This window comes from Haloarcula laminariae, from assembly GCF_025457605.1.
Lineage (GTDB): Archaea > Halobacteriota > Halobacteria > Halobacteriales > Haloarculaceae > Haloarcula > Haloarcula laminariae.
The window spans coordinates 2,043,119-2,063,960 of record NZ_JAMZFY010000001.1; the positions used below are offsets into that span (position 1 = coordinate 2,043,119).

Consider the following 20,842-nt stretch of genomic DNA (forward strand, 5'->3'; position numbering starts at 1 on the left):
CCACCCGTGATGACATACCATCGGCAAGTAGTTGATGAGTCTTATACTTGTGGGGTCAGCGGGTCTGCTGGCTTGCGGTCGGGTGTCTCCGTAGCAGACTGACTAAAATCGAACTCGGCTGTCTGAATTACTTGAACCGAATCTCTACATCGCCTTCTTGATCGAGTAGATCCGCTATTTCCTCTTCAAGTTCAGCGATCGGCTCGTCGACGTCTGCCGGTTCGGTCACGACAACGCTTCCGAAGATGTCGTCGATGTCTATACTCTCTCGAACCGTGCCATCGGTGATGTCATCTTCCAGTTCGTCAATCTCGGTCTTGGCATTGTCCTCGTAGGAATCGACAGTCTGGATGTGTTCGATGAGGCGTGTGAGCGACGGATCCGGGTTGATGTGGTCCTTCGTGGCGATGTCCAGATCAACCGAGCCGTTCCCCTGTCGCTCAGTCAAGTCCGACAGCGCGGAGTGGAGTTCAGTCTCATCGACGTCAGAACCAGCATATGCTTTGACAGCATCAATGGATTCGGTATAGGTTTCGTACCGCTGCTCGTACAGTGATTCGTACATAGCGGTGTAGGCCTCTGCTGCAGTCCGATAGTCCGTCTTGAGGTCCTTCCACTGGCCGATAACGCCCTTGGTGTCCAGATTGTCCGAAACCCGTTCAGCGGCTTTCTTGGCCTCATCACTGATGTCGACGAGACCAGAGTGATCCTCCGCTTCGTCGACGAGTGAGTCCCACTCGCTGGTGAGGAACCGCTGTATCGCTTCGTATTCCTTGAGATGGTTTTCGCTCCCATCTTCGCCACAGAACGCTGCTACGTCTTTGGCTGTCTTCGTGAGTGGTTCGAGCTCGTCCTCGAATTCGACGAATTTATTGATCCGCTCGGCCGAAGTGGGTCGCTGCAACAGGTTGTTCAGACGAGTCTGGTACTGCTTGATATCGTCAGCCAGCGGGAAGTCAACTCGCCGTAGCTGTGACAGCAGTGTGTTGGTCGTGGACACCCATTCGTTCGCTGCGTCTCGTATTCCTTCGTTGACGGCCTGATCAGTCGATTGGACTCTCCGGTCGAAGAGCCGATAGAGTAGCTGCTTGGCGTCGGTTCGCGTTTCGACATCGACTGTCTCTCGCTCGTCGAAGGATGTGGAGTTGAATTTCGTGACCTGTGAGAACAGTTCCTGTGCCCCGTCGTCGGTGTAGGTCTCGTAGGTCCGTTCTTTGTGGGTCGGGATGATCGAGCCGTTTCGGAAGAGGACCGCTGCAGCGAGTCGGACGACTTCGCGGTTCCAACCGTATGGTGGCTCGGCAAAGTGGCCGATGAGGTCGGCTCCGGTTCGACTCTCACCGTCTTCTTTGCGTTGGTGGATCTCGTCTTCGATTTCAGCGGCAATACGAGCGCCTGTATTAAGTTCACCATCCTGAACGACACCGAGTTCAGTGAACACCGCCGGGTTGGAGGTGCCTTCGAGGTCTCCAAATATTTGTTCCACGTGCCGCTCCTTGACGGACGCCGAGGCGTGTTTAAAGTCGGTGTAGACTTTCGGTATTGCGTCGTTTGTGATACGAGTGACGAGCGATTGCAGGGACGTGTCCGTGTCGTCGAACTCGTTGGTCTCACCGTTGTAGATGAGCGTGCCCTTCTGGAAGCTTCGAGTGAACTCCCGGGTGACTTCATCACGAAGGCGCTGTAGGTCTTCGCGCTTTTGTCCGAGGGCTTCCTGCTCTTCTTGGCTGAGGTTCTCGCCGCGTTTTTCCTTAGCGATGGTGTCGATCTGGAAAATCGATTTGAGCTTCTCGTAGATGTCGTTCTGGTGCTCAGAGTCAGCGATCCAGTACAGCGTATCGGTTTCGCTGAAACTCTGCGTTTTCAGTCCGTCGGGATCAACATCTTCGTAGCGTTGGTAGATCGGCGAGTAGGTTTTCAGATCGATGTGCCCTTTCGATGTGATTGACTCGCCGTCGACGGTGAGATTGAGCTCGAATGTCTGTCCCTGATAGTTGACTCGGGAGGTGTCGTCGATAATGTCGTTGAGGAACCGTTTGGAGGACCGCCGAATGTCTCCAGGGCCTACCTCGATGCCTTTGATTTCGTTTTCGAGTTCCCGCTCTGTCTCTCGAAGGAAGCGGTACCCTTCCTCACCTTTCCCAACGTACCCGGCGTCAACAAGGGCTTCAAGTGTGTCTTCGACCTCGCTTTCGAGTGAGCGGGTAGCACCTAATTCGGTCTGCAGCGACGTGGCGATGTTTTCTGCGGTGTTCGGGATCCAGGAGAGTTGCTGGAGCAGGTAGAGTGATTTGAGGACACGGCGTGATATCTCGGGGTCGGCGTCGGAAGGACGCGCTTCCCGGATGGATTTCACGTCTGTGTTCGGAATATCGCTGCTCACCTCGTCGAATATCATATCCAACGTCACGAGGGCCCCGAGCGGTGCGTTATACAGGTGAGCTTCATCTTTGAGGACACTCTGCGTGACGTCTATCAGCGTACGCTCACCGCCGGCGAGTTGGTCACTGGACCCTTTTCCGAGTGCTTGGAAAATGTCCGGCAGGATGTCCAGCTGGTACGGGAGGAACGGGTAGCAGTCGATGAAATTCTCCCGATTAATGGGTTTCAGACTCTGACTGGAATCGAGTTTGTACCGAGCAGCGAGAATCCCGTCGTGCTCGTCATAGAGGTCACTGAGAACGTTGGTGAATTCGCCCTTCTTACTGAGAACCCTGTCACGAACGACTTTATCGAGGTTCTCCGATGTGAGGTCGAATCGGTGGGGGAACCGGTCAGTGACCTTCGACTCTTCGGCTTCCTTTTCGAGCACACCAGGAATGAGCTGCTGGAGTTGCTCCTGTGACGTGACGCCGAGGAAGAGATTTCCTTTTCCCTTCTGTCCGAACTCCTCGACGATGCTCTGTAGTTCTAGGAGGAGCTGCCCATCGTCACCGATGAATTGAGAGATTTCGTCGATGAACACGAAGTACCGACAGTTGTCGCCGGTCTCGGCTTCGCGCCGTTCGATGTGGTCTACGATGTCTTCGGCTAACGTGGACGGATTGATTACAAGCGTGTCTTGGACGTTTTCGATCGCGGTGGCTGCGTCATCCTTGGTTTCGAACTCGTCTGTCGCCTCGACGAGCGCAGTCTCCATGTCCGATTGAACGAAAATCGCGTTCTTACGGGCTTCAGTCCAGTCTTCTCCGCGTATCTCTTCAATGGCGTCGACGAACGCCTCGTAGACGCCGCGTGATTCGAGTTGCTGTTCCATTTCGGCGACCCACGGGATCGACGCGTAGCCCCGGGAAATGTTGAACTCACGGTGAATGATTTCCGTGATTGATTCACTGCCCGAGGCGTCGGCTTTCGCGCCGATCTGGAACATCAGGACCTCGGAGTTGAATTTTGTCGTGACGGATGAGACCGCCCCGTCCAGCATTTCGTTGCCTTCGATGCGGTCCCGGAACATCTCTGCCGCGCGTGTATCCCCGAACGCCTGGTTCTCTAAGACGTGGCCAAGGATTTTCATGAAGTGGCTCTTCCCGGAGCCGAAGAAGCCGGACACCCACATGCCCACGTCCTCTGTCTGCGTGTGTTGCGTATCGATGACGGCTTCTAGTGCATCGGAAAAGTGCCGTTCGAGTTGCGGGGTGAGAATGTACTCTTCGAGTTCTTTCCTGACAACGTCCGGGTCGGTGTTGTCGACTTTGACGACGCGATCTATTTTCCGGTTGATCGGTCGGTAGAAGATTTCGTGTATTTCGTGCGTAGATTTTGTGTCACTCAAATTAAATCACCTTGGCGCGGTAGTATGTTCCTTCAGATTCGTTCAAGAATCTTAAGCTCTTGTCATCTATCGTCGCAGGATACGAGAACACTATCGGCGTGTTATCCGGCGTATTCATCTCTAATTGCCCCATCAACGTTGAGGCACTGGCAAACGGATACAGAATTCCCATGCGGTAGATGACAACAGTGTCAGCGTCCTCTGATTGTGCGGCGATTTCCGAAGCGATCTCACCGAGGTTCCCATCGTCTAACAGTGATGATTTTAACCCGTCTAGCAATCGATCTCGGTCACGGCGTTCGAGATCGATGACGTCATCCAAAATTCCTCTTTCCTCCAGTAGCGAAAATACGAGGTCCCGCATATCGATGCCAGCGACGGCTTGGTCGTGGTACTCAAGTTTCTCGATGAGATTACGGATTTCTTCATCCACCTCAATTTCGTCCGCTGGATCGTAGGTGAACACGATGAACGGGACGCCCGCTCGTCTTCCGACCTCATCTCTGTCAGTCCGCACAAGACGCTCTACTTCTTCCAGCCGCTCTTGAAAATCAGAAGGCATCGATCAGTTCCTCCGTGGAATCGTATTTTCTCACGAGCCGCTCCGTCGAACCGCGCTTGTCGTAGGTAACATACTCGGGAGAGATGTCGCGGATACGCCGTCGAACTTCGGATTCGTTCATCAGGAAGAGCTTCCAGTCATCGTGCTCGATCACACCCGATGCGGACGTCACTCCCTTCTCGAAGAGTCTGTACACCACGTACGCAATCGCTTCGTCCGGAACATAAGTGACCGCGAACTCCTTCTTCTGCCGTCCCTCTAATAGATTGAAATTACGGAGGGAGGTCAGATACTTGGTTGCCGCTTCGTTGATAGTGGACTCTGACCGGTCTCGAAGATCCTCGTAGTCATCTTTGATTGCCTCGATGTACTCGACGATGTCCGTTGCGCGGACCGTCAGTGTGCCCCGTTCAAACTCAGGGTATAGGAACTCGACAGTCACGATTCGAATGAACGGGTCCTGTGCGAATTCGTAGTAGAGACACCAGTCCGTAACATCGTCACGAAGATTCGTCGTAACGATTTGCATTAACGGCGTTTCGACGTATTCGTCGGTGTCAGGGATATATCGACGAGCGACTTCCCGCAGGATATTTGTCCGGTACTCGTCGGTGTTTTTGTTCAGAATGTTCTCTTCGACGACTTGATACTCTAACTCGTCGAATGAGTCGACCTCCGCGTAGGTAGCAAGGATTTGCTTGGTTTCCTCGATATACGTACTGTGATGAGCGATTGCAGGGTCTAATCGCTGCTCTTGCTTGGTCTCATCTTCCTTTGCTGAATCGACGTGTTCGTTACTCATAGACATGCCTCACGCGTTATCTGATTTAATCCCTGACTCCAGTGGATAGTACGGCACGTGCAGCCTACCTGTACAACTCCCGTACCCACGGAGGAACATCGCAAGGAGCCGCCACTTTTCCGCCTCGACCTCATCCACCGTGTACCCGTCCGTATCCAGCTCCAATGCACCAGAGGCAGCCGTCTCAGGAATTTTATCGTCTGTCGAACCGGAGATATTCGAGGCGTTCTGTTCAATAATCGCATCGGTCCATCCATCTCCTAATGACTGGATAGATAGATCCTCCAGCTGGTCCAGAGTGATCCCATCAGATGTCTCAATCCCCTCAATAACAGCATCTAGTCGGGATTCGACTCGCGGACCGAAATCAAATAGCGAAAGTGCATCCTCACCAATCCGGTCAGATTCTACTTTCGCGCCCACTTTCAGAGCGAGATTGAGTCGTGATTGCAGTTCTGTTTTCGGCGTTACTTCGGAGAGACGTGCTCGTCCAGTTTCAGACAGTACCCGTGAATCCCACCACTCCAAGTTATTCGTCTCACCCACCCGCTCTACGAGGAGCCGCGACGCAAGTAAATCAAGGAAGAACTCATCCGTAACCCCCGCGTCCTGCAGATCTTCCTTGGTATCATTGTAGACCTCTGCGAGTTCGGTAGATGTCATACTAATCGTCAGGCTTGGGGAGGGTTTAGAACCCACGGCTTGCGGTGTATTAGTAAGGTAACGTCTGATGAGATAGCCCATGTGTTATTGAGGCTGTGCGTTGTCGAGGGTGTGTGGACTGGTTTCTCCGTGGGAAATGAATTAGCTGAATTATACGTGAGTCTCTCGACGGTGTACAAGTCGGTGCCGTCGAGTGCGGCGTCTGAGTGGCAGTTGGCGTTGCATTCTGTGTTGTACGGTGATGAGCTATTAGCTGACGGTGCAGAGCCGTATGGGAAACAGCAGAATAATCGTAATCACTGGAACAAAGGTGAGTATGTGCAGTCGAACGGGGATCGAATCACGGAGTTTGCCGCGCTTACTGTGGCCGAACCTCGGGCTGAGGATAAGGGATTGCTGCCGGCTGGTGCTATGGTGCCGGTTGCGCCGGAGTCCGGAGAGGTGTTGCCGGTGATGGTGTCCGAGGATGGTGTTGATGAGGCGATTTCGTTGTTGGCTGAATTCCCGGTTGAACCGGCTGCTGATGAGGCGGGTGTGGGAGCGACTGCGTTACTGGACCCGGGTCGGGTGCAGGCGGCGAGAGTAGCAACCGGGACGCAGACAGAGACGGTGAGTGCGTCGACGGTGTTGTTCGTGAGTGATACGCACGCGGGGTTTGAGAACCGGGTGGTAACTGGTCGCGGCGATAGTGTGCCGTGGATGAACGAGCTGTCGAGTACGGAGACGTTCCACCGGATTCGAGAGATTGCGATTGCACAGGATGTGGATGCGGTCGTGCATACGGGTGACGTATTGGATCACGAGGTTGATCGGGAAACGTTAGATGCGATTGGATTAGATTTGGCGATGCTTGCAGCGAGTGATATTCCCGTGTACGGTATTATCGGGTCGCATGATCACGACTCGTATGAACCACGGCATTCGGGCTCTGTTGACGGGATTGCGTGGCTGCAGAAACAGACGAGCAACGGTAATCTAACCGAGTTATCGGCACAGCCAACTGGAGTCCCTGATTCACCGCTTACTTTGTACGGAATTTCGGCTGGTAACGTCGGTATCGATGCTGTCGGCACGTACCAGTCAAGGTCTTGGACACCGGCTGATATCTCGTTTACACCGGGGTCACGGGGGTGGAACGTTCTGTGTCTGCACGACGGGTTCGGACCGTACCGTACGGCAAGAGCAGATGTGGATCTCGACGAGTTACTCGCACAAGCAGCCGTGTCGTTCGACTGTGTCCTCATTGGTGATGAGCACCGACCGGAGAACGGCGATTTCGACACCGGATACACGTTCGAATCACGGGATGGCACGCCGGTACTGTACACTGGACCGGCAATGCGAATCAGCGACGCGTACAGCGATCACGCCGCGTTCGTGACTGAACTTACGATATCTTCGAGTGGTGTTAGTACGGTGCGACACACTGTGTAAATAGTGGAATCTCGGGGTAGGGTGCTGGAATATAGCTAGACATGACAAGTAAGGTAACAGATGCACTCATTAGTGCGGGGAATAATTGCTTGATGTGTCAAACTATACTCGGAGGGACAGGATTTGGAATCAGGCTTTAAAAAAGGCCTTAGCGGACGAATCGTTTTCTCTGAATCAGATTCAGAGGGATGTTTCTGAGCCTGTTAGCAGCCATATTCTAAAGGATACGCTGAGTTCAATGGTGGATCAGGGATGGCTGTCCAAGGAGCAGTCAGAGCCAGTTGTGTGGGTTCCCGGCTCTCAGATTCCAGGCGAAAAAAACGGTGAGGAAATTCATGAGCAACATACGTCTCCAAAGAAGGTAACTGAAGTTACGAGTCTTGTAGAGGGGAAAGAGTACGTTGGTGTAGTTGACCGGTTTAGCACCAGTGGGAATGCTAACGTGAGACTACCAGAGCATATGGATCGGACATTTGTAAACTTGGGACCAATCTATGAGTCATCAGAAGGGGAGTCAGTTGTGTTCAGATTCTTAGAGACCGGTTGGGGTGAGTGCTTAACTGAAAAATACACGTACGATGGCTACAGCCCTCGTGATGGAATGAAACACTCAGAAGGGCCCGCATCATCATCCTCACAGACAAGTAGCACTAGTAATTCATCACCACATCGTAGTCACTCAAACCATTCCTCGAACAACTCATTCACTGAACTTAACAATAGAAATGATCTTATTAACGGCCCAATGTGAAGGATTCGGAAGTGCGAGGAACGCGAGTCAATAATATCTATTGAAGCGCAGGAGAACAAGCGCCAGTGTCCGGGACCATTTTATGACAATTGGTTATGATACTACCCACTATGGAGACTCAACGTACCTATATTCGTGCAGACGGTGACTACAGTTCGAAAGTTGTAGTCTCTTTCAGCGGCATTGATGTCGATGAGAGTTTGACAGAACCGGTGACTGGACGTGTTTTGCTGTGGGTGAGTGATGCAGTCCCACTGCCAGCAGAGTGTGGCATAGACGATATTCAAGACGACGGTGATGCGCCTTACGTAGAATTTGCGAACAGAGAACAGCGTTTTCAACGCCAAAGCCAGTTGCCCTTAGAATTCGATTTTACGACGAACCCATCGAGTGAGACTGGTGGAAAATGGTATTTTTATCGAACGGCGAATTGGTCGCCAGACTCGTCGGTTGACCCGTATGATGATCCGGAACGCGTCAAACACCATATTGCGATTCCGTCGGCACAGCGAATTCGGTTGATTCACCGGATTCTGAGTGGCAACAGCGAAAGCGATACCATATCGGATTTGCAAACACTATATGATGCTGGCCCGGACGTAACTGCTGACGAATTTTCAGATGATGTGAAAAACTATGTTGGGTTTGAATCTCGGACCAAAATCCAGGACTTCCTCATGGGTAACACACGGTTCAGCCGTGGCTACTCTGAGACGGTGAATAAAGTCAGTAAGCAACTCGTTAAAGAAGAGTATCGACATCGAGTGCAGTCTCCTGATGACATCCGTTCGATGGTTGAGACGGTCAATTCGCAACGTCACTTTCCAGAGATTACGGTAATAGACGTTGTGAAGAGTACTGTGAAACGGACGGATGCGTCTGAACTCGAAGAGATTGCGGATCAACTAGGAATTGATGACTGGTCGACTGTACTCTCCTGACAATATGGGGCAAGTCCTGTTGGCGTGTTCCTCGAACGGCGAAGGCGGCACGAGGTGTTTATTATCATACAAATAAACCCCTGTGTTCGGCTTTGGTGAACCGCTATGCTACGGTGAATTTTCATTTTGATGCGTGTCTGTTGATGGTTTGACATGGCTGAATCGGCAAGTCAATCAAGGGTCTCTACCGACACCATCACTTGTCTATGTTCAGTACTGGCAGTATACTTCTCTGTTAGCGGTTACGCGTTTTCCCCGGTCGACCACGTGCTGGTTTGCCAGTCGAAGATTGCGCCGTGTTGTTCGGTGTAGCGGATGAATTTGCTGAGCATGTTGCCCATTGGTGCGTTGGCTTTGATTTCGTCGTGGTTGCCGAGCATGATGAAGCGTTGTTTCGGCCGGGTACTGGCGACGTTGAATCGGTTTGTGTTCCCGGCGAATCGCAGGCCGCCTGTTTCGGTGTTGACGGTGCTGAAGATGATTGTGTCGCGTTCGCGGCCTTGGAAACCGTCGACAGTTGATACCTCTAAATCACCGTATTCGGGGAGTGCGTCGTCGATGAGGCTGCGCTGGCCGCGGTATGGGGTGATAACGCCGAGGTCGTCTTCGGAGACGACGTTTTCCCGGATGAAGTGCGTGACTAGTTCTTCGACGGCGTCGATTTCGGCTTCGTTGATTGTGCCGCTGAAGCGTCGCCGCCATGCCTCTTCGCCAGGAACGTCGACGAAGACGACTGGTGGGCCGTTGGCGACAGCAGCTGCCTGTAAATCGACGTCTGTTGGCGGGGTCCACTCAGTACTGCTCGGGCATGAACTGGCTGTTGTGATCTTGTCGTTGTAGACGTGGGTTTGTGCGAAGCCGATGATGTCTTCGTGGCTTCGGTAGTGGTGTTGGAGCCAGCGTTCGATGTCGTACCGGTCTCTGAGGAATGTGAACAGCGACGCCCCGTCTGGTGGGCTGCCGTCTGATGTGGAGGCGGTTTTGATGACTGGTTGGAGTTGGTTGTGGTCCCCGACGATAACCCATTTTTTCGCGTTGACCATGCCGAGCAGGCCGAGTGGCACGGAGATTTGACTGGCTTCGTCGATGACGACGGTGTCGAAGTTGATGTCTGCGAGGCCGCCGAGTTGTGACCGGATAATCGTGGCACCGGTGATATCAGCGTTTTGTATGGAGATGGCTTCGGCACTGTCCTGCAGGTCTTGGATTTGCCGTTGGATTTCGGTCAGTTGTGCTTGTTTCGCGTCGACCTGCGCGCCGTTATTGAGGTCGCTGATGCTGTCTTTGAGTGCCTCGACTTTATCGAGAACTTTGTTAACGGTGTCATTGTCGCTGTTTTCCAGGGCTTTCGAGAGCATGAGCTCCATGGAGCCCTTCGAGAGTTTCTCTGGCCGGCCGACGCGAACGACGTGGTGGTCACTGGTGCTGGCGAGTTTTTCAATGACGTTGTCGACCGCGATGTTTGTGTGGGAGGTTACTAGTACGCGTTCGCCAGCGGCGGCAAGTTCTTCGGCGGCTTTGGCGATGACTTCTGTTTTCCCTGAGCCTGGTGGTCCGACGACAAGTGAGAGATCGCCGCCGGTCAGTCCGAGAATCTTGGCGATGACTTTCTTCTGTGAGTCATCTAATTCAAACCCGTCGAGGCTCTGCCACGAATTTGGGCGTTCTGGTTCTGGCTCGTCGATGGACTGTTGATCGAGCGTTTTGATGAGGCGAGGAGCGTTCGCAGCGAGTTTCGAGACTGTTCGATCATCACTGGAGCGGTCCCAATTGCTGAATCCGCGGCGGGTTTCGAGGAGGAAGCCGGCCTGTTGTGTGGTGGCGATACTGGATTCGGAACTGCAAATCGTGATTGTCTGTCCTTCGGCTAATCCAGCGGCCGAGGAGTGCCCGTAATCGATGTGAATGTCCTTGTGGTCGGTGTTGACGATTTTCCCGAGAGAATCAAGTCCTGAGTTCGTAATTGAGCCGACTTTACTCCCCGGTTCAACCCACCCCGGGAGTGACGTGTCAGCCCGCACGATCAGGAAATTACTGGCTCTGTTCTGGCGGAGGACTGTCACATCCATTTGTTGCCGCCATCGGGCGTTCCCGTCTTCTTCGCCTTCGGCGTAGACGAGTGCTGGCCACCCCGGAAACCGTACGTTACACGCATCACACCGGTATTGAAACGCCTCGTCTAGCTCGGTCCCGCAGCTATCGCAGTGCGCGTACGTGGGTGTGTCTGCTGCATGTGCGTCTTCGATGCGTTTCAGCTCCATTTTGTGCGCAGCGAAGTAATCCGCAACCCGGTCGACTTCTGATGCAATCGCTGGCGTGTGGACCGTTTCTACTAGATAATCTCGAATATGCTGTGCGAGGAGGGCGAAACCAGTCTTGGTGTCGCTGTCAGTATGTTCGACAACCTCGTGACCAACGCATCTGATAGTCGCTGCAATGGCTGCGTCTGACCCATGTGTTTCCTTGCAGAATTCGATGCCTTCGGTGGGATGGTTCTTGAGCCATGTTCGCCGTGTCCCAATCTCGTCTAATATTTCGACATTTAAATACGGCGGTTGATTAGCGACTAAATAGCCACCGTCTGCGAGAATATTGATTAGGTGCATCGTCTCGCTCGGCACCTCTAACTCCCGACCAATCTCCTGATAGACTCTCCAAGGGACCATACAACCCTCCCTACCGCCTCATACAAATAATCTCTCAGGAAAATAATATTATTGATAACTCCAGATGATGCCCCCGGACGCTGATAGCCAGAGGCGACGCAGGCTTTGCCGGGGCGTGGCTGATTGTGAATATGCCTGTAGTATGCAGCCTTCTCACCTGACTGGCTTCGTGATGGGCTGAATAGGAGTCAGTATTTGACGTTGGTGATGCCGACGGAGTGTGTTGAGTCCGAAAAAACACGAGATAACGATTCGCTGAGTACCTGTGTGATTTCGTCGGTGTCGGGCATGTGACCGTGTTCTCTTCCGATATACATGTAGCCGCCGTGTTTTGTGCCTGCGTCGATGACTTCGAGGTCGTTGTTGTGTGCAATCGCCTCGATGTGTTTCCAGTCGTCTTTCCCAAAGCTAGCAATCGTATTACTTGCGTTGACAAAGCCGTGCATATTATACACACCGGACGGATGCTGCGGGTGGATTGAATACCCTGCTTGGGAGCCATTTACGAATACTCTTGATTGCACGTGTCCGGATTCCGCTTGTGACAACTCAATACACTCACGCAGTGTTTCCACCACATCGCCCTTAGTGTCCTTCGCAGCGTGAGTCTGGTCGAATTCGTCAGTCTGCCCCTCAGTGGCATATTTACTCACCAAGCCAGCTGCATCTACGTGTTTTATGACGGCTACGAGCCGATTTCCATCGATCGTTTTCACATTAAGATTGCTGGCGGTTTCTTGTGCTTGCTTAGTGAACTGGCTGGTAGTTACCACAACGACCGTGTCGACGTCGTCTCGTTGGTGTTTGAGACTGCTGTATTGCTGTATGTCCGGACCCCCGACTTTGGTGCCTGAAGAGTATCGTTTTGCTTGTATCAGTTGCTTCTGATAGAACGGCATGTCTTTTTCAGCGATAATGTCGACGCCACCATCGTTCGACCCCGATGTAACCGTCGTGTCCCATCCTTGCTTCTCCCACAGCTCAGCAATAAATGACTCAAATGCATACTCATCGATATCCTGCAAATGGCTGAGAAGCTCCGCATCGGTCACATCCATACTATGCAGTAGTAGCGATTGGTCTGCGAGCGTAAAACAACTACTGCTCATACTGCCGGCTGGAAATACGCTAAAGTATTTCCTACCCTTACCTACTATCCTGTTTTGAACCTGTATCGTAGTTTGGTCTATGTTCCGGTGAGGCAATCGACTCGACTACCGAGTAGTGAAGATGCGCGACCGGACGTCCTTGTTGTATACAGTACTGTTGGCTAACAGGTAGCTATCACGGGGATAGTCATTTTTATCCTCAATGCATACGGCCCTGATATGTCGGAACTGGACAACGAAGAGTTCAAAGAATTTCTTTATAATCTTACTCCAGAAGAATTTGAGAATTTTGTTGCGCAGGTTTGGTCTGAGCGGGGGTGGACTGCGAATGTTACGCAAATGTCTGGCGATAGTGGGATTGATATTGTCGCTACAAAAGAATCCCCGTTTCAACAGAAACAGCTTATTCAAGCAAAACGATATGGTCCTGATACTGCCGTAAGTAGTCCCGATATTCAACAGTACGCGAGTCTGCGCCAACAGGAGAATAACGTTGACTCAGTTGTTGTCGTGACAAGTAGTAGGTTCTCCAAGCAAGCAGTACAACTTGCAGAGAAACTAAATGTAAAATTGGTTAGTGGCGAGGAACTGTATGAGTTATTTAAAACTGATGAGTTCTTTCACATCTTGAGTGATTACTCTCAGGACACTCACCACGGGGAGACGAAGGATATGCAGACGTCTGATGCACAGGCAGCGAATGGCCAGGGAGAGGAAGTGGGTTCTACGGTTTCCAGACAACCGTTTGGATCTTCTATAACGGTGAAATGGAAGGCTGAAACGGGAGAAGGGTTTGCCAAAATGGTCTACCAGGATGATTCAATCTATCTCGGGGGTAGTGACAATCATTTGTTTGCTATAGAATGTGGTGCAGGAGTGACGCAGTGGAGTGTTGAGTTGCCACATTCGATTCAGTGTATAGCAACAAGCGGAGAAGATGTGTATGTTGGCTGTAAAGATTATCAGGTTTATTCGGTAGATAGAGCCACTGGCGAGGGTAATTGGTCGTTTCGCAGTGATGGATATCTCAGCGCGATAGATGTAGCAAACGGCATTGTTTGCTGTAGGGCTGAGACACACGACTATTCAGAATTGTATGCGATAGATGCGGAGACCGGTGAAAAGCTATGGAGTTTTGAGGATGGTGCAGGGACTCACTTTGGTCACATCACTATCGACGGAGGGTCTGTCTATTATTCGTCGCTGCATACATTATTTTCAATAGATCTGAGTTCAGGTGAGGTGCAGTGGGAATTTGGACCCAAAGACCGTTCTACGAAACCAGCAGTGCACGGCGACTCTATCTACGTTTGTAGTGATGCAAACAATCAGCTCTATGCAATCGATGCGGACAGTGGAGCTGAACAATGGTCATATGACGCACCGGGAGAGATTCATTCCTCACCAAGAGTACTAGATGGAACCGTCTATATTGGAAGCGGTGAATCTCGTTTGTACGCGGTTGATTCAAATAATGGGAGCGAGCGGTGGTCTTTCTCAGCCAAGGGTCCAGTAACACTACCACCAGTGGTAACAGGCACGACTCTCAACTGCGCGTCAGCTTTGGGATATATTTACGCTGTCAATCCGAATGAGGGAACGCTAATTGAAGAGAATGAATTTGACGGTGATATATATGCGATGACTGCTGACGATACTACGGTATATGTGCTAGGAGAGTCAGGGGATCTGACTGCTCTGGAGTCCCCTGATTAAAACCCGTCTACATTGAGCACGCGGCGAATACACGTGTCGGTGGTTTCAACGGGATAGCAGTACTCCAGAAGTTAGAACGGTGCCTGCCGAGTATCACGGATCTCACCCGGGGGACAGAGGCGTGGGCGACAGACAAGGTTTCGCTGGCAGTTATGCTGCTGGCACACACTGACGGGAAGTTGTCGTACTGTGTCCAAGCGTCGCGCTAACAACCTAGTCGACTACGGGCACCGCAAGTTGACGCGTGGGACGATGCACCTCCTATCGGCTACGAAACGGAGGGCCCGGTGGCGACACGACGGTTTGAGTTGCCTGCGGCCGCGAACTCCACATATGGTACGGTGCAACACGCCACAAAACACCGTTGTTTGACGACACCGGCCGAGTCCGCGAAACGGTGTTCTTTGACGAGCTAAACTGGCAATCACACGTGGAGTGTGGCCAATCACAACTCATCACGTATCGGCAACTCTACGACCTCGCTGAAAAGCCAGAAGAACAGTTCTAACTTCGGTCTCTGTACCGGCGATGTGTTGTCGCTGCGGACACAGTGTATGCTGACCAGCGGGACTCTTCACAGGAAGTCATCATGCTGTGCGGCGACGGTCAGCCGAAGTTACCGTCGTCTGTTAGCTCGGTTTCCACCCACTCGGCGAAGCTCGCCGGCGTCGCTGGTTCGTAGGCAAGTTGGCCACTGCCAGGTGCGGTGCCTGGTCGTGACCCGTGGACGGCTGCATGGCAGGATTGACACAGTGTGACGAGATTCTCACTAGTATTGGGCCCACCCCTTGCTGCTGGCCGAATATGATGCAAGTGGAGGGTCTCGGTAGCACTACACCGGACACACTGGTGATTGTCACGCTCTAACACGGTCGTTCGCGTTTGTGTCGATATGTCTCCTCGCCACTTTCGTTGCGCAGCTTGTCTGTCAACGACTGTCCCACCATTGGACGTGTAGTATTTGAAGTCCTTCACGTAGCCGACGGAGGTGTCGAGAGCGTCAGCAAGCGCACCTGTATGTACCTTCAGGCCGAACGCCTGCTTGACCGCGATGATACGGTCCTTTTTTGTTATCGTCGCAGGGGAGTCAAATTCGGTTTGCAGATACGTTTCGTAGACTGCAGCTAGTTCAGTTCGGCATTCCTGAATTTGGGCCTCTAACTGTTCGCCTTCGGCTGTTGCTTCAAACTCGCGGTGGGCGGCCAACCACGCATCGATATCACCGGTATCGTAGTCGTGGTGGTCCGCATAGGCGTCGAAAGCTGCGTCTTTCTCCCGCCGAAGTCGTATCCGACGGTCACGAATCTCGTCGTGACGCTCTGCAAATTCAGACGGTATCATACGGGAACTGCTGATGCTCGTCGATACCGACACCACCTCATCGTTGGGTGATGACAGTCCCTTGCAGGTATGCGTGTCTGGAGAAATCGGAGTCCGTGACTACTTCATCTCCCATTTCAATAGTGATGGGGACGACTGTATCCTCTCGCTGTGCCTGATATGTAATTACGAACTCCCCTTGGAACGATTGCCCTGCTATTTCGTTCGCTCTGTCCTCATTGAACAGTAATAAGTTGGATTCAGCGTTCCCGGATTTGTATCTATATGTGTTGTCACTACCGGCGGGTATTACGACTTCTCCGTCTCTGTCAACGACGCCACCATAGGTCCCTTCCTCATACACGTCAATGCTACCACTGGTGCCGATCGTGTCGACTCTGAAATCGAAGTCCGGCACGGCTATTTGGATTTGTGCCGGCTCAACAGGAACGTCGCCAGTGTTTGTTATAGTAAGTTGGAAATTCACTTCTTCGAAGGCGGGTGACTCTCCGGTGACCCCTAATTGGGCAAGAGTGCCGATATCATCAACGGAGACGTCAAATGTGGTTTCCAGTTCGACTGTTTCGATAGGTTCCTCATTGGTGTCTAACGCGTCAATGAACCACGTGCCTGCTCTGTCACGCAGAATATCAAGAGAGTATTCTGTAATGGTTTCACTCACTTCAGTAGTTTGTTCGCCAGATGGTGTTTCGAGACGAATTTGTGCCACTTGACTCAAGCTATCTTCCGCGAGTGTGACTGACAGCTCAGTACCATCAATGCCATAGCTGTCAAATATAGAGTTGTTTTCGGGCGTATTTGTCTGTTCAGGCGTGGCTGACTGTTCAGGTGTGGTTTCCTGTTCAGATGTCGGTGTCTGCTCAGCGTTATTATCAGTACCGTCACCATTGCCGGAACAGCCAGCAATCATAACTGAAGACGCGATACCTGTTGATTGCAGGAATAATCTGCGTGTAGAGGTTTGTCGACTCATAGACTCTTATTGAAATCAGCGCTGATAAAAGCTTCTAGAGTAATTGATAACTAAATGTCATATAGTTTTATTTATCTCAGGGTATCGTGATGGATCAACGGTTGCATACGAGGTACAGAGGTACGACGTGGAATCCTCGCCAAACTGAATTGCGACAGGAATAGACCAAGCCACCCCGTAAAACTGTAGGATATATACCTTTTTTCTATGGCTATTTTTATAATAGTCAATATTGCCGACAGCTTGATTAACAAGGGTATGGTGGATGAGGTATGCGTCAGGGTGACCCGAGATGGACGGCTCGTGTGGATGAGGAGGAGGGTGCCCAAGATCCGTTGGGGATGACTCGTGTGACGGATCGCTTGTTACGTGACTTGCTGCCTGGTATCACGACTATTTCTCCGCGACCGCGGTATATTGCGCATCACTTGTGGGCGCTTGCTGACGTCGCTGAGCGTGAAGAGCCGGCATCACGGCCGCAGTTGATGCAGGGGATGTATCAACGGGAGCGGGTCCTGTTGTTGGCCGGGACGTGGCATGCACGATCTGATGCGAACACCAGTCATACGAATCTCGTTGGGGCTCGAACAGCGCATAAGTTAGTTGGGTCGGATGAGGGCAGTATCGGCTTGGAGTTCTCGTTTTCGTCGAATCGGAGTGGAAGTTACGGTCGGAACTACGTGGGGCCGCTACAGACGATGGGGCTTGTTGATACGCCGGATGGGGCGGAGTTCGAGGCCCCGACTGAGCGAGGGGCCGTGATTGCTGTTGCGTACGGAACAGTAGCCTCGGAGACGGACCTTGCGGGGCTGGCGACTGGTGACAGGATTACGTTTGACCAGCTTGATTCGGTCACGCCCCAACTTTGTCCGTGTAACGTCAGCGAGGTTGATGCGCCTGACCGGGAGCCGCTCCGAGACCTGTATTTGGGTCGTGATCCGCCGGAGGCGTTCGCGGCGCAGGCACGAACGCGGCGGGAGACGCTCGGATTGATTCTGCACCTCGCACGGTTGGGCGGTGACACTGTACCGTTGGAATCAGAGCGGCTGTTGAATATTTGTTATTACGGGGCGGTTCGGATAGAAGATGAAGTAGTTGATGCGGACGTGCCAGCCGGGTTCAGTGATACTGCGGCGCGGTGGAAGGTGTTCCGTGCACACGATTATTTCGCGTTTGCTGTTGAGGCGCTGCTGACCAGTTGGTTGGCGTATCTCAAGCGGACTGAGGAAGCAGATGCGTCGCTCACTGAATTTAAACAACAAGCGCGCTCAGACGCGGTCTGTGATCGGATTGCGGAGCAAATCGGTATGTCGACACTCACTCCGGACACACCGCTGTCAGCAGTCCTGGCTGCCATGTGGCCGGATTCAACACTGTCCGGACTCCAGGAGGAGACCACGGTCGCTGCGGTCCCGATGACACACGCGGCGAGTGAAGATACACTTGATTCGGCGTTGCAAGCGGCGTTGTCGGAGTCGGATTGGATAGGTGTGTACGCCGCATGGCCGTGTCTGCTCCTCGCGTTGTCGCTTCGAATGGCGTCGCAAACCGACTCGGAAGCTGCGGCGTGGGGGTGGCTTCGTTCGCGGACACAAAGCGATTTGAGTCCGGTTCGGTTGCGGGAGCATCTACTCATGCACTTGGAGGCTGAGCGGTCCTTCGAGGGGTTCATTGACTGGTTCATTGATGAGTACATCATTACGCGAGGGACGGAGATTGCAGCGGGCAAAGGCGATGGTGTGACAGCGTCACGCGGTTACTTCGAGCAGACAGCCACAGGGTGGCGGCATGTCCGTGATCATACACCGTGGCATTGGCAGGCCAGGTTTGACAGTGCCGTTACCGTGCTTCGTGACCTCGCCTTGCTGGATCCGGATACGTCGACGACGACTGTCACGCCTGATGGCATCGCGTTGCTTGACGCCGAACAGGAGGCATCGTAATGCCGGTTGAGCAACTCGCGTTGCTTGAGGAACTCAGCGAGAGTGACCGGTACTCAAGTGCGATACTCGGCACGTACCAGTTCGACGGTGAATTCTTCGAGGATGAGGTCCTGCCGATACTCGATCAATTAGACATCGCTAATATCGTGGTGCTCACGGACACACAAGCATACACGGACGCGACTGAACTCACGCAGGCTGGTCAAGCCTATTATATTGATCACGTCCGGTGTCCCGGGATTCACCATCCGAAGTTCGTGGCGTTACTCGGACACGATCACGGTCGTGCGTTCGTTGGGAGCGGGAATCTCACCGAGCGAGGCTGGTCACGGAACGGGGAACTCATGACTGTCGTTGATTACCCGGGTGAGACAGGTGAGACGGAAGCAGTGTTCGCGCAACTCCGAGAGTTCATCGAACGGTCAGCGGCACAAATTCACGGGTCACGCGCTCGTACGGCTATCAAGGAAGCGTTCCGTGATGCACCGTGGCTCCCCGAATCATCAGGCGCGGGTGGGACTGGTGATTTTGAGTTATTGCACAACTATGAGGACCCACTCCTCCAACAGGTGCGTAGTCACGTCGGTGACCAGTCTATCGAGTCAATCGAGGTTTGCTCCCCGTTTTTCAGCGGCACCGATGACGCAGCTCTCGCCGCGCTCTGTGATCTTGCTCCGGAAGAACTGGTGATCAATCTGCAGCCAGACATGGTCGAAGGGTTCGACGCTGCGGTACTCGACGCGGAGTGCTTCGATGGGATCGACGTAACAGTGAACAAAGTAGCGCTGACTGGCGATGATTCCGACCGGTACCTCCACGCCAAATTACTCCTGCTGAAAGGCCCGGCGGGCGCGTGGGCGTTCTACGGGAGTGCGAACCTCACAACACCAGCATTACTGGAGACTGAAGCGAACGGGAATATCGAGCTCGGTGTACTTCGCTACGAGTCAGACCCCGCGTATTTTGACTACTTGCTCGATTCTGACACTGTCACTCGTGAGGCAATCAGCCCGGGTTCAGTCACGTTCCGTCGCTCCAGTCAGACTGACACGAGTGATGATCCCGCCGATTTCTACCTCACCGACGCGTACTTGGAAAGCGATGGGGCTCTTGTCATTGAGCATGATGAGGCGACGCCGCCGTGGGCGACAGTTCATCTCAATCCGAGTTCGAGTGACGAGGAGCTCAATGTGGACCTTACGGAGCCAGCTGACGGCTCACTCAAGTGCAACGATAAACGCGTCCTGCAGGCGTGCCGTCAGTCAGCACAAGTCCAAGTCACGCTGCAGTTCACTGACGAGACCCTGACCTCTGATGCACGGTGGGTCGCGGCACCGACACTTGAGCAAACACCACGGCCGAGTGAGGTACAGACCGTGGAAACTTCCGATGGCCGTGACGGCCTCCTTGAAGTGCTTGACCGACTCCCGACGTGGGGACTGATTTGCAAATTCCTCGACGGCGTCAATTTCAACGACATGACTGTTGCGGGTGGCGGCGCCCGTATCAGGAGTAAAACCGCCGGTGATACCGAGGGTAATGATGAACTGGATGAGTGGCACCCGGAAGACCGGGATGAGATACTAGAAAAGAAGGTAAACACGCTACTGAACCGAATTGAAACAACGCGTCAAGACCTAATACTGCACGAGACAGATCCTGAACTGTTCGAATCGTTTGTCAACCAGTACATCGCCCTCTCGAAACTCGTCCTGTGGTGGGACAGTCAAGAGCCTGAAGAGCCGACCCATCTCGGCAAAGTACGAACTGCGACTGAAACAATCGGCGAGTTCATCAGGAGCCTCACAGGACGTACCGACGAAAAACGTGGAGAGGCACTCGAAACAGAGCACTCGCTTTTCGAACACACAGCAATCATCATGTGTTATGTGAACGAGTTACAGAAACACGCTGGCTACGACTCAGGGGCGAACGAACAGGTCTACGCTGCCTTCCAGAACACGAACCGAGACGTACTAACCGCGTTCGGGAACCTTCGAGGGCAGTCAGCGCCGTCAGTTGAACGTCTCGAAGACTGTCTTGATGAGTACAGTGCAATTGATGCCGTGTCAGTGAGTGCGAGGCGAGTCGAATACTACTGCAAAAATCTAGTCAACGCTGAATGATATCGCTACAGGTTCAGCAGCGAATAGTCGTTGCGCCGCTCGC

At 52.8% G+C, this 20,842-nt stretch carries 14 protein-coding genes; 6 read left to right on the forward strand and 8 right to left on the reverse strand.

The window, feature by feature from the left end; all coding sequences use genetic code 11:
- Positions 1–127 precede the first annotated feature (127 nt).
- The 4 genes from brxC to NJQ98_RS10505 are packed head-to-tail and all read right to left on the reverse strand — an operon-like array spanning position 128 to position 5,799.
- The gene (gene brxC / locus NJQ98_RS10490; protein WP_262178340.1) at positions 128–3,772 is read right to left on the reverse strand and encodes a BREX system P-loop protein BrxC; all 3,645 of its coding nucleotides are present in this window, start codon (positions 3,770–3,772) and stop codon (positions 128–130) included.
- Between the two features lies 1 nt (position 3,773).
- The gene (locus NJQ98_RS10495; protein ID WP_262178342.1) at positions 3,774–4,334 is read right to left on the reverse strand and encodes a BREX protein BrxB domain-containing protein; all 561 of its coding nucleotides are present in this window, start codon (positions 4,332–4,334) and stop codon (positions 3,774–3,776) included.
- On the reverse strand, positions 4,324–5,136 hold the full coding sequence (locus NJQ98_RS10500; protein WP_262178344.1) for a DUF1819 family protein: 813 nt from the start codon (positions 5,134–5,136) through the stop codon (positions 4,324–4,326). Before NJQ98_RS10500 ends, NJQ98_RS10495 begins: the two co-directional genes overlap by 11 nt.
- A gap of 9 nt (positions 5,137–5,145) precedes the next feature.
- Entirely contained in the window at positions 5,146–5,799 is a 654-nt protein-coding gene (locus tag NJQ98_RS10505; protein WP_262178346.1) for a BrxE family protein, read from the reverse strand.
- A gap of 156 nt (positions 5,800–5,955) precedes the next feature.
- Between NJQ98_RS10505 and NJQ98_RS10510 the strand changes: the two genes are divergently transcribed.
- The 3 genes from NJQ98_RS10510 to NJQ98_RS10520 all read left to right on the forward strand — a co-directional run bounded on the left by NJQ98_RS10510 (position 5,956) and on the right by NJQ98_RS10520 (position 8,925).
- Complete coding sequence (locus NJQ98_RS10510; RefSeq protein ID WP_262178348.1) at positions 5,956–7,233, forward strand: metallophosphoesterase; 1,278 nt, start codon at positions 5,956–5,958, stop codon at positions 7,231–7,233.
- 94 nt (positions 7,234–7,327) lie between these two features.
- Positions 7,328–7,984 (forward strand): hypothetical protein, encoded by a 657-nt coding sequence (locus NJQ98_RS10515; RefSeq protein WP_262178350.1) that lies wholly within the window; start codon positions 7,328–7,330, stop codon positions 7,982–7,984.
- Positions 7,985–8,094: 110 nt separating this feature from the next.
- Positions 8,095–8,925, forward strand: coding sequence for a hypothetical protein (locus tag NJQ98_RS10520; protein ID WP_262178351.1), 831 nt, complete (start codon positions 8,095–8,097; stop codon positions 8,923–8,925).
- 242 nt (positions 8,926–9,167) lie between these two features.
- On the opposite strand, the gene NJQ98_RS10525 is transcribed toward NJQ98_RS10520, so the two are convergent.
- Both NJQ98_RS10525 and NJQ98_RS10530 read right to left on the reverse strand, forming a co-directional pair.
- A complete protein-coding gene (locus NJQ98_RS10525; RefSeq protein WP_262178353.1) occupies positions 9,168–11,546 on the reverse strand; it encodes a DEAD/DEAH box helicase in 2,379 nt (792 codons plus the stop codon).
- Between the two features lie 233 nt (positions 11,547–11,779).
- Positions 11,780–12,649, reverse strand: a complete 870-nt coding sequence (locus NJQ98_RS10530; protein WP_262178355.1) for a restriction endonuclease — start codon at positions 12,647–12,649, stop codon at positions 11,780–11,782.
- Between the two features lie 270 nt (positions 12,650–12,919).
- Here NJQ98_RS10530 and NJQ98_RS10535 point away from each other — a divergent pair, with 270 nt between their 5' ends.
- Positions 12,920–14,416: an outer membrane protein assembly factor BamB family protein gene (locus NJQ98_RS10535; RefSeq protein ID WP_262178357.1), complete on the forward strand. Its 1,497-nt coding sequence runs from the start codon at positions 12,920–12,922 to the stop codon at positions 14,414–14,416.
- A gap of 606 nt (positions 14,417–15,022) precedes the next feature.
- On the opposite strand, the gene NJQ98_RS10540 is transcribed toward NJQ98_RS10535, so the two are convergent.
- Positions 15,023–15,757 carry an HNH endonuclease gene (locus NJQ98_RS10540; protein WP_262178359.1) on the reverse strand — a complete coding sequence of 245 codons (735 nt, stop codon included), beginning with the start codon at positions 15,755–15,757 and terminating at the stop codon, positions 15,023–15,025.
- Positions 15,758–15,794: 37 nt separating this feature from the next.
- Positions 15,795–16,730 carry a hypothetical protein gene (locus NJQ98_RS10545; RefSeq protein WP_262178360.1) on the reverse strand — a complete coding sequence of 312 codons (936 nt, stop codon included), beginning with the start codon at positions 16,728–16,730 and terminating at the stop codon, positions 15,795–15,797.
- A 698-nt stretch (positions 16,731–17,428) separates the two neighbouring features.
- On the opposite strand from NJQ98_RS10545, the gene NJQ98_RS10550 reads away from it, so the two are divergent.
- A complete protein-coding gene (locus tag NJQ98_RS10550; RefSeq protein ID WP_262178362.1) occupies positions 17,429–18,673 on the forward strand; it encodes a hypothetical protein in 1,245 nt (414 codons plus the stop codon).
- A complete protein-coding gene (locus NJQ98_RS10555; protein ID WP_262178363.1) occupies positions 18,673–20,799 on the forward strand; it encodes a phospholipase D-like domain-containing protein in 2,127 nt (708 codons plus the stop codon). Before NJQ98_RS10550 ends, NJQ98_RS10555 begins: the two co-directional genes overlap by 1 nt.
- Positions 20,800–20,842: the final 43 nt, after the last annotated feature.

Coding starts and splice junctions, on each gene's coding strand:
- NJQ98_RS10495 (WP_262178342.1), bottom strand. CDS start 4,334: ATGCCTTCTGATTTTCAAGAGCGGCTGGAAGAAGTAGAGCGTCTTGTG.
- NJQ98_RS10500 (WP_262178344.1), bottom strand. CDS start 5,136: ATGAGTAACGAACACGTCGATTCAGCAAAGGAAGATGAGACCAAGCAA.
- NJQ98_RS10505 (WP_262178346.1), bottom strand. CDS start 5,799: ATGACATCTACCGAACTCGCAGAGGTCTACAATGATACCAAGGAAGAT.
- NJQ98_RS10520 (WP_262178351.1), top strand. CDS start 8,095: ATGGAGACTCAACGTACCTATATTCGTGCAGACGGTGACTACAGTTCG.
- NJQ98_RS10530 (WP_262178355.1), bottom strand. CDS start 12,649: ATGGATGTGACCGATGCGGAGCTTCTCAGCCATTTGCAGGATATCGAT.
- NJQ98_RS10535 (WP_262178357.1), top strand. CDS start 12,920: ATGTCGGAACTGGACAACGAAGAGTTCAAAGAATTTCTTTATAATCTT.
- NJQ98_RS10540 (WP_262178359.1), bottom strand. CDS start 15,757: ATGATACCGTCTGAATTTGCAGAGCGTCACGACGAGATTCGTGACCGT.
- NJQ98_RS10545 (WP_262178360.1), bottom strand. CDS start 16,730: ATGAGTCGACAAACCTCTACACGCAGATTATTCCTGCAATCAACAGGT.
- NJQ98_RS10550 (WP_262178362.1), top strand. CDS start 17,429: ATGGGGCTTGTTGATACGCCGGATGGGGCGGAGTTCGAGGCCCCGACT.
- NJQ98_RS10555 (WP_262178363.1), top strand. CDS start 18,673: ATGCCGGTTGAGCAACTCGCGTTGCTTGAGGAACTCAGCGAGAGTGAC.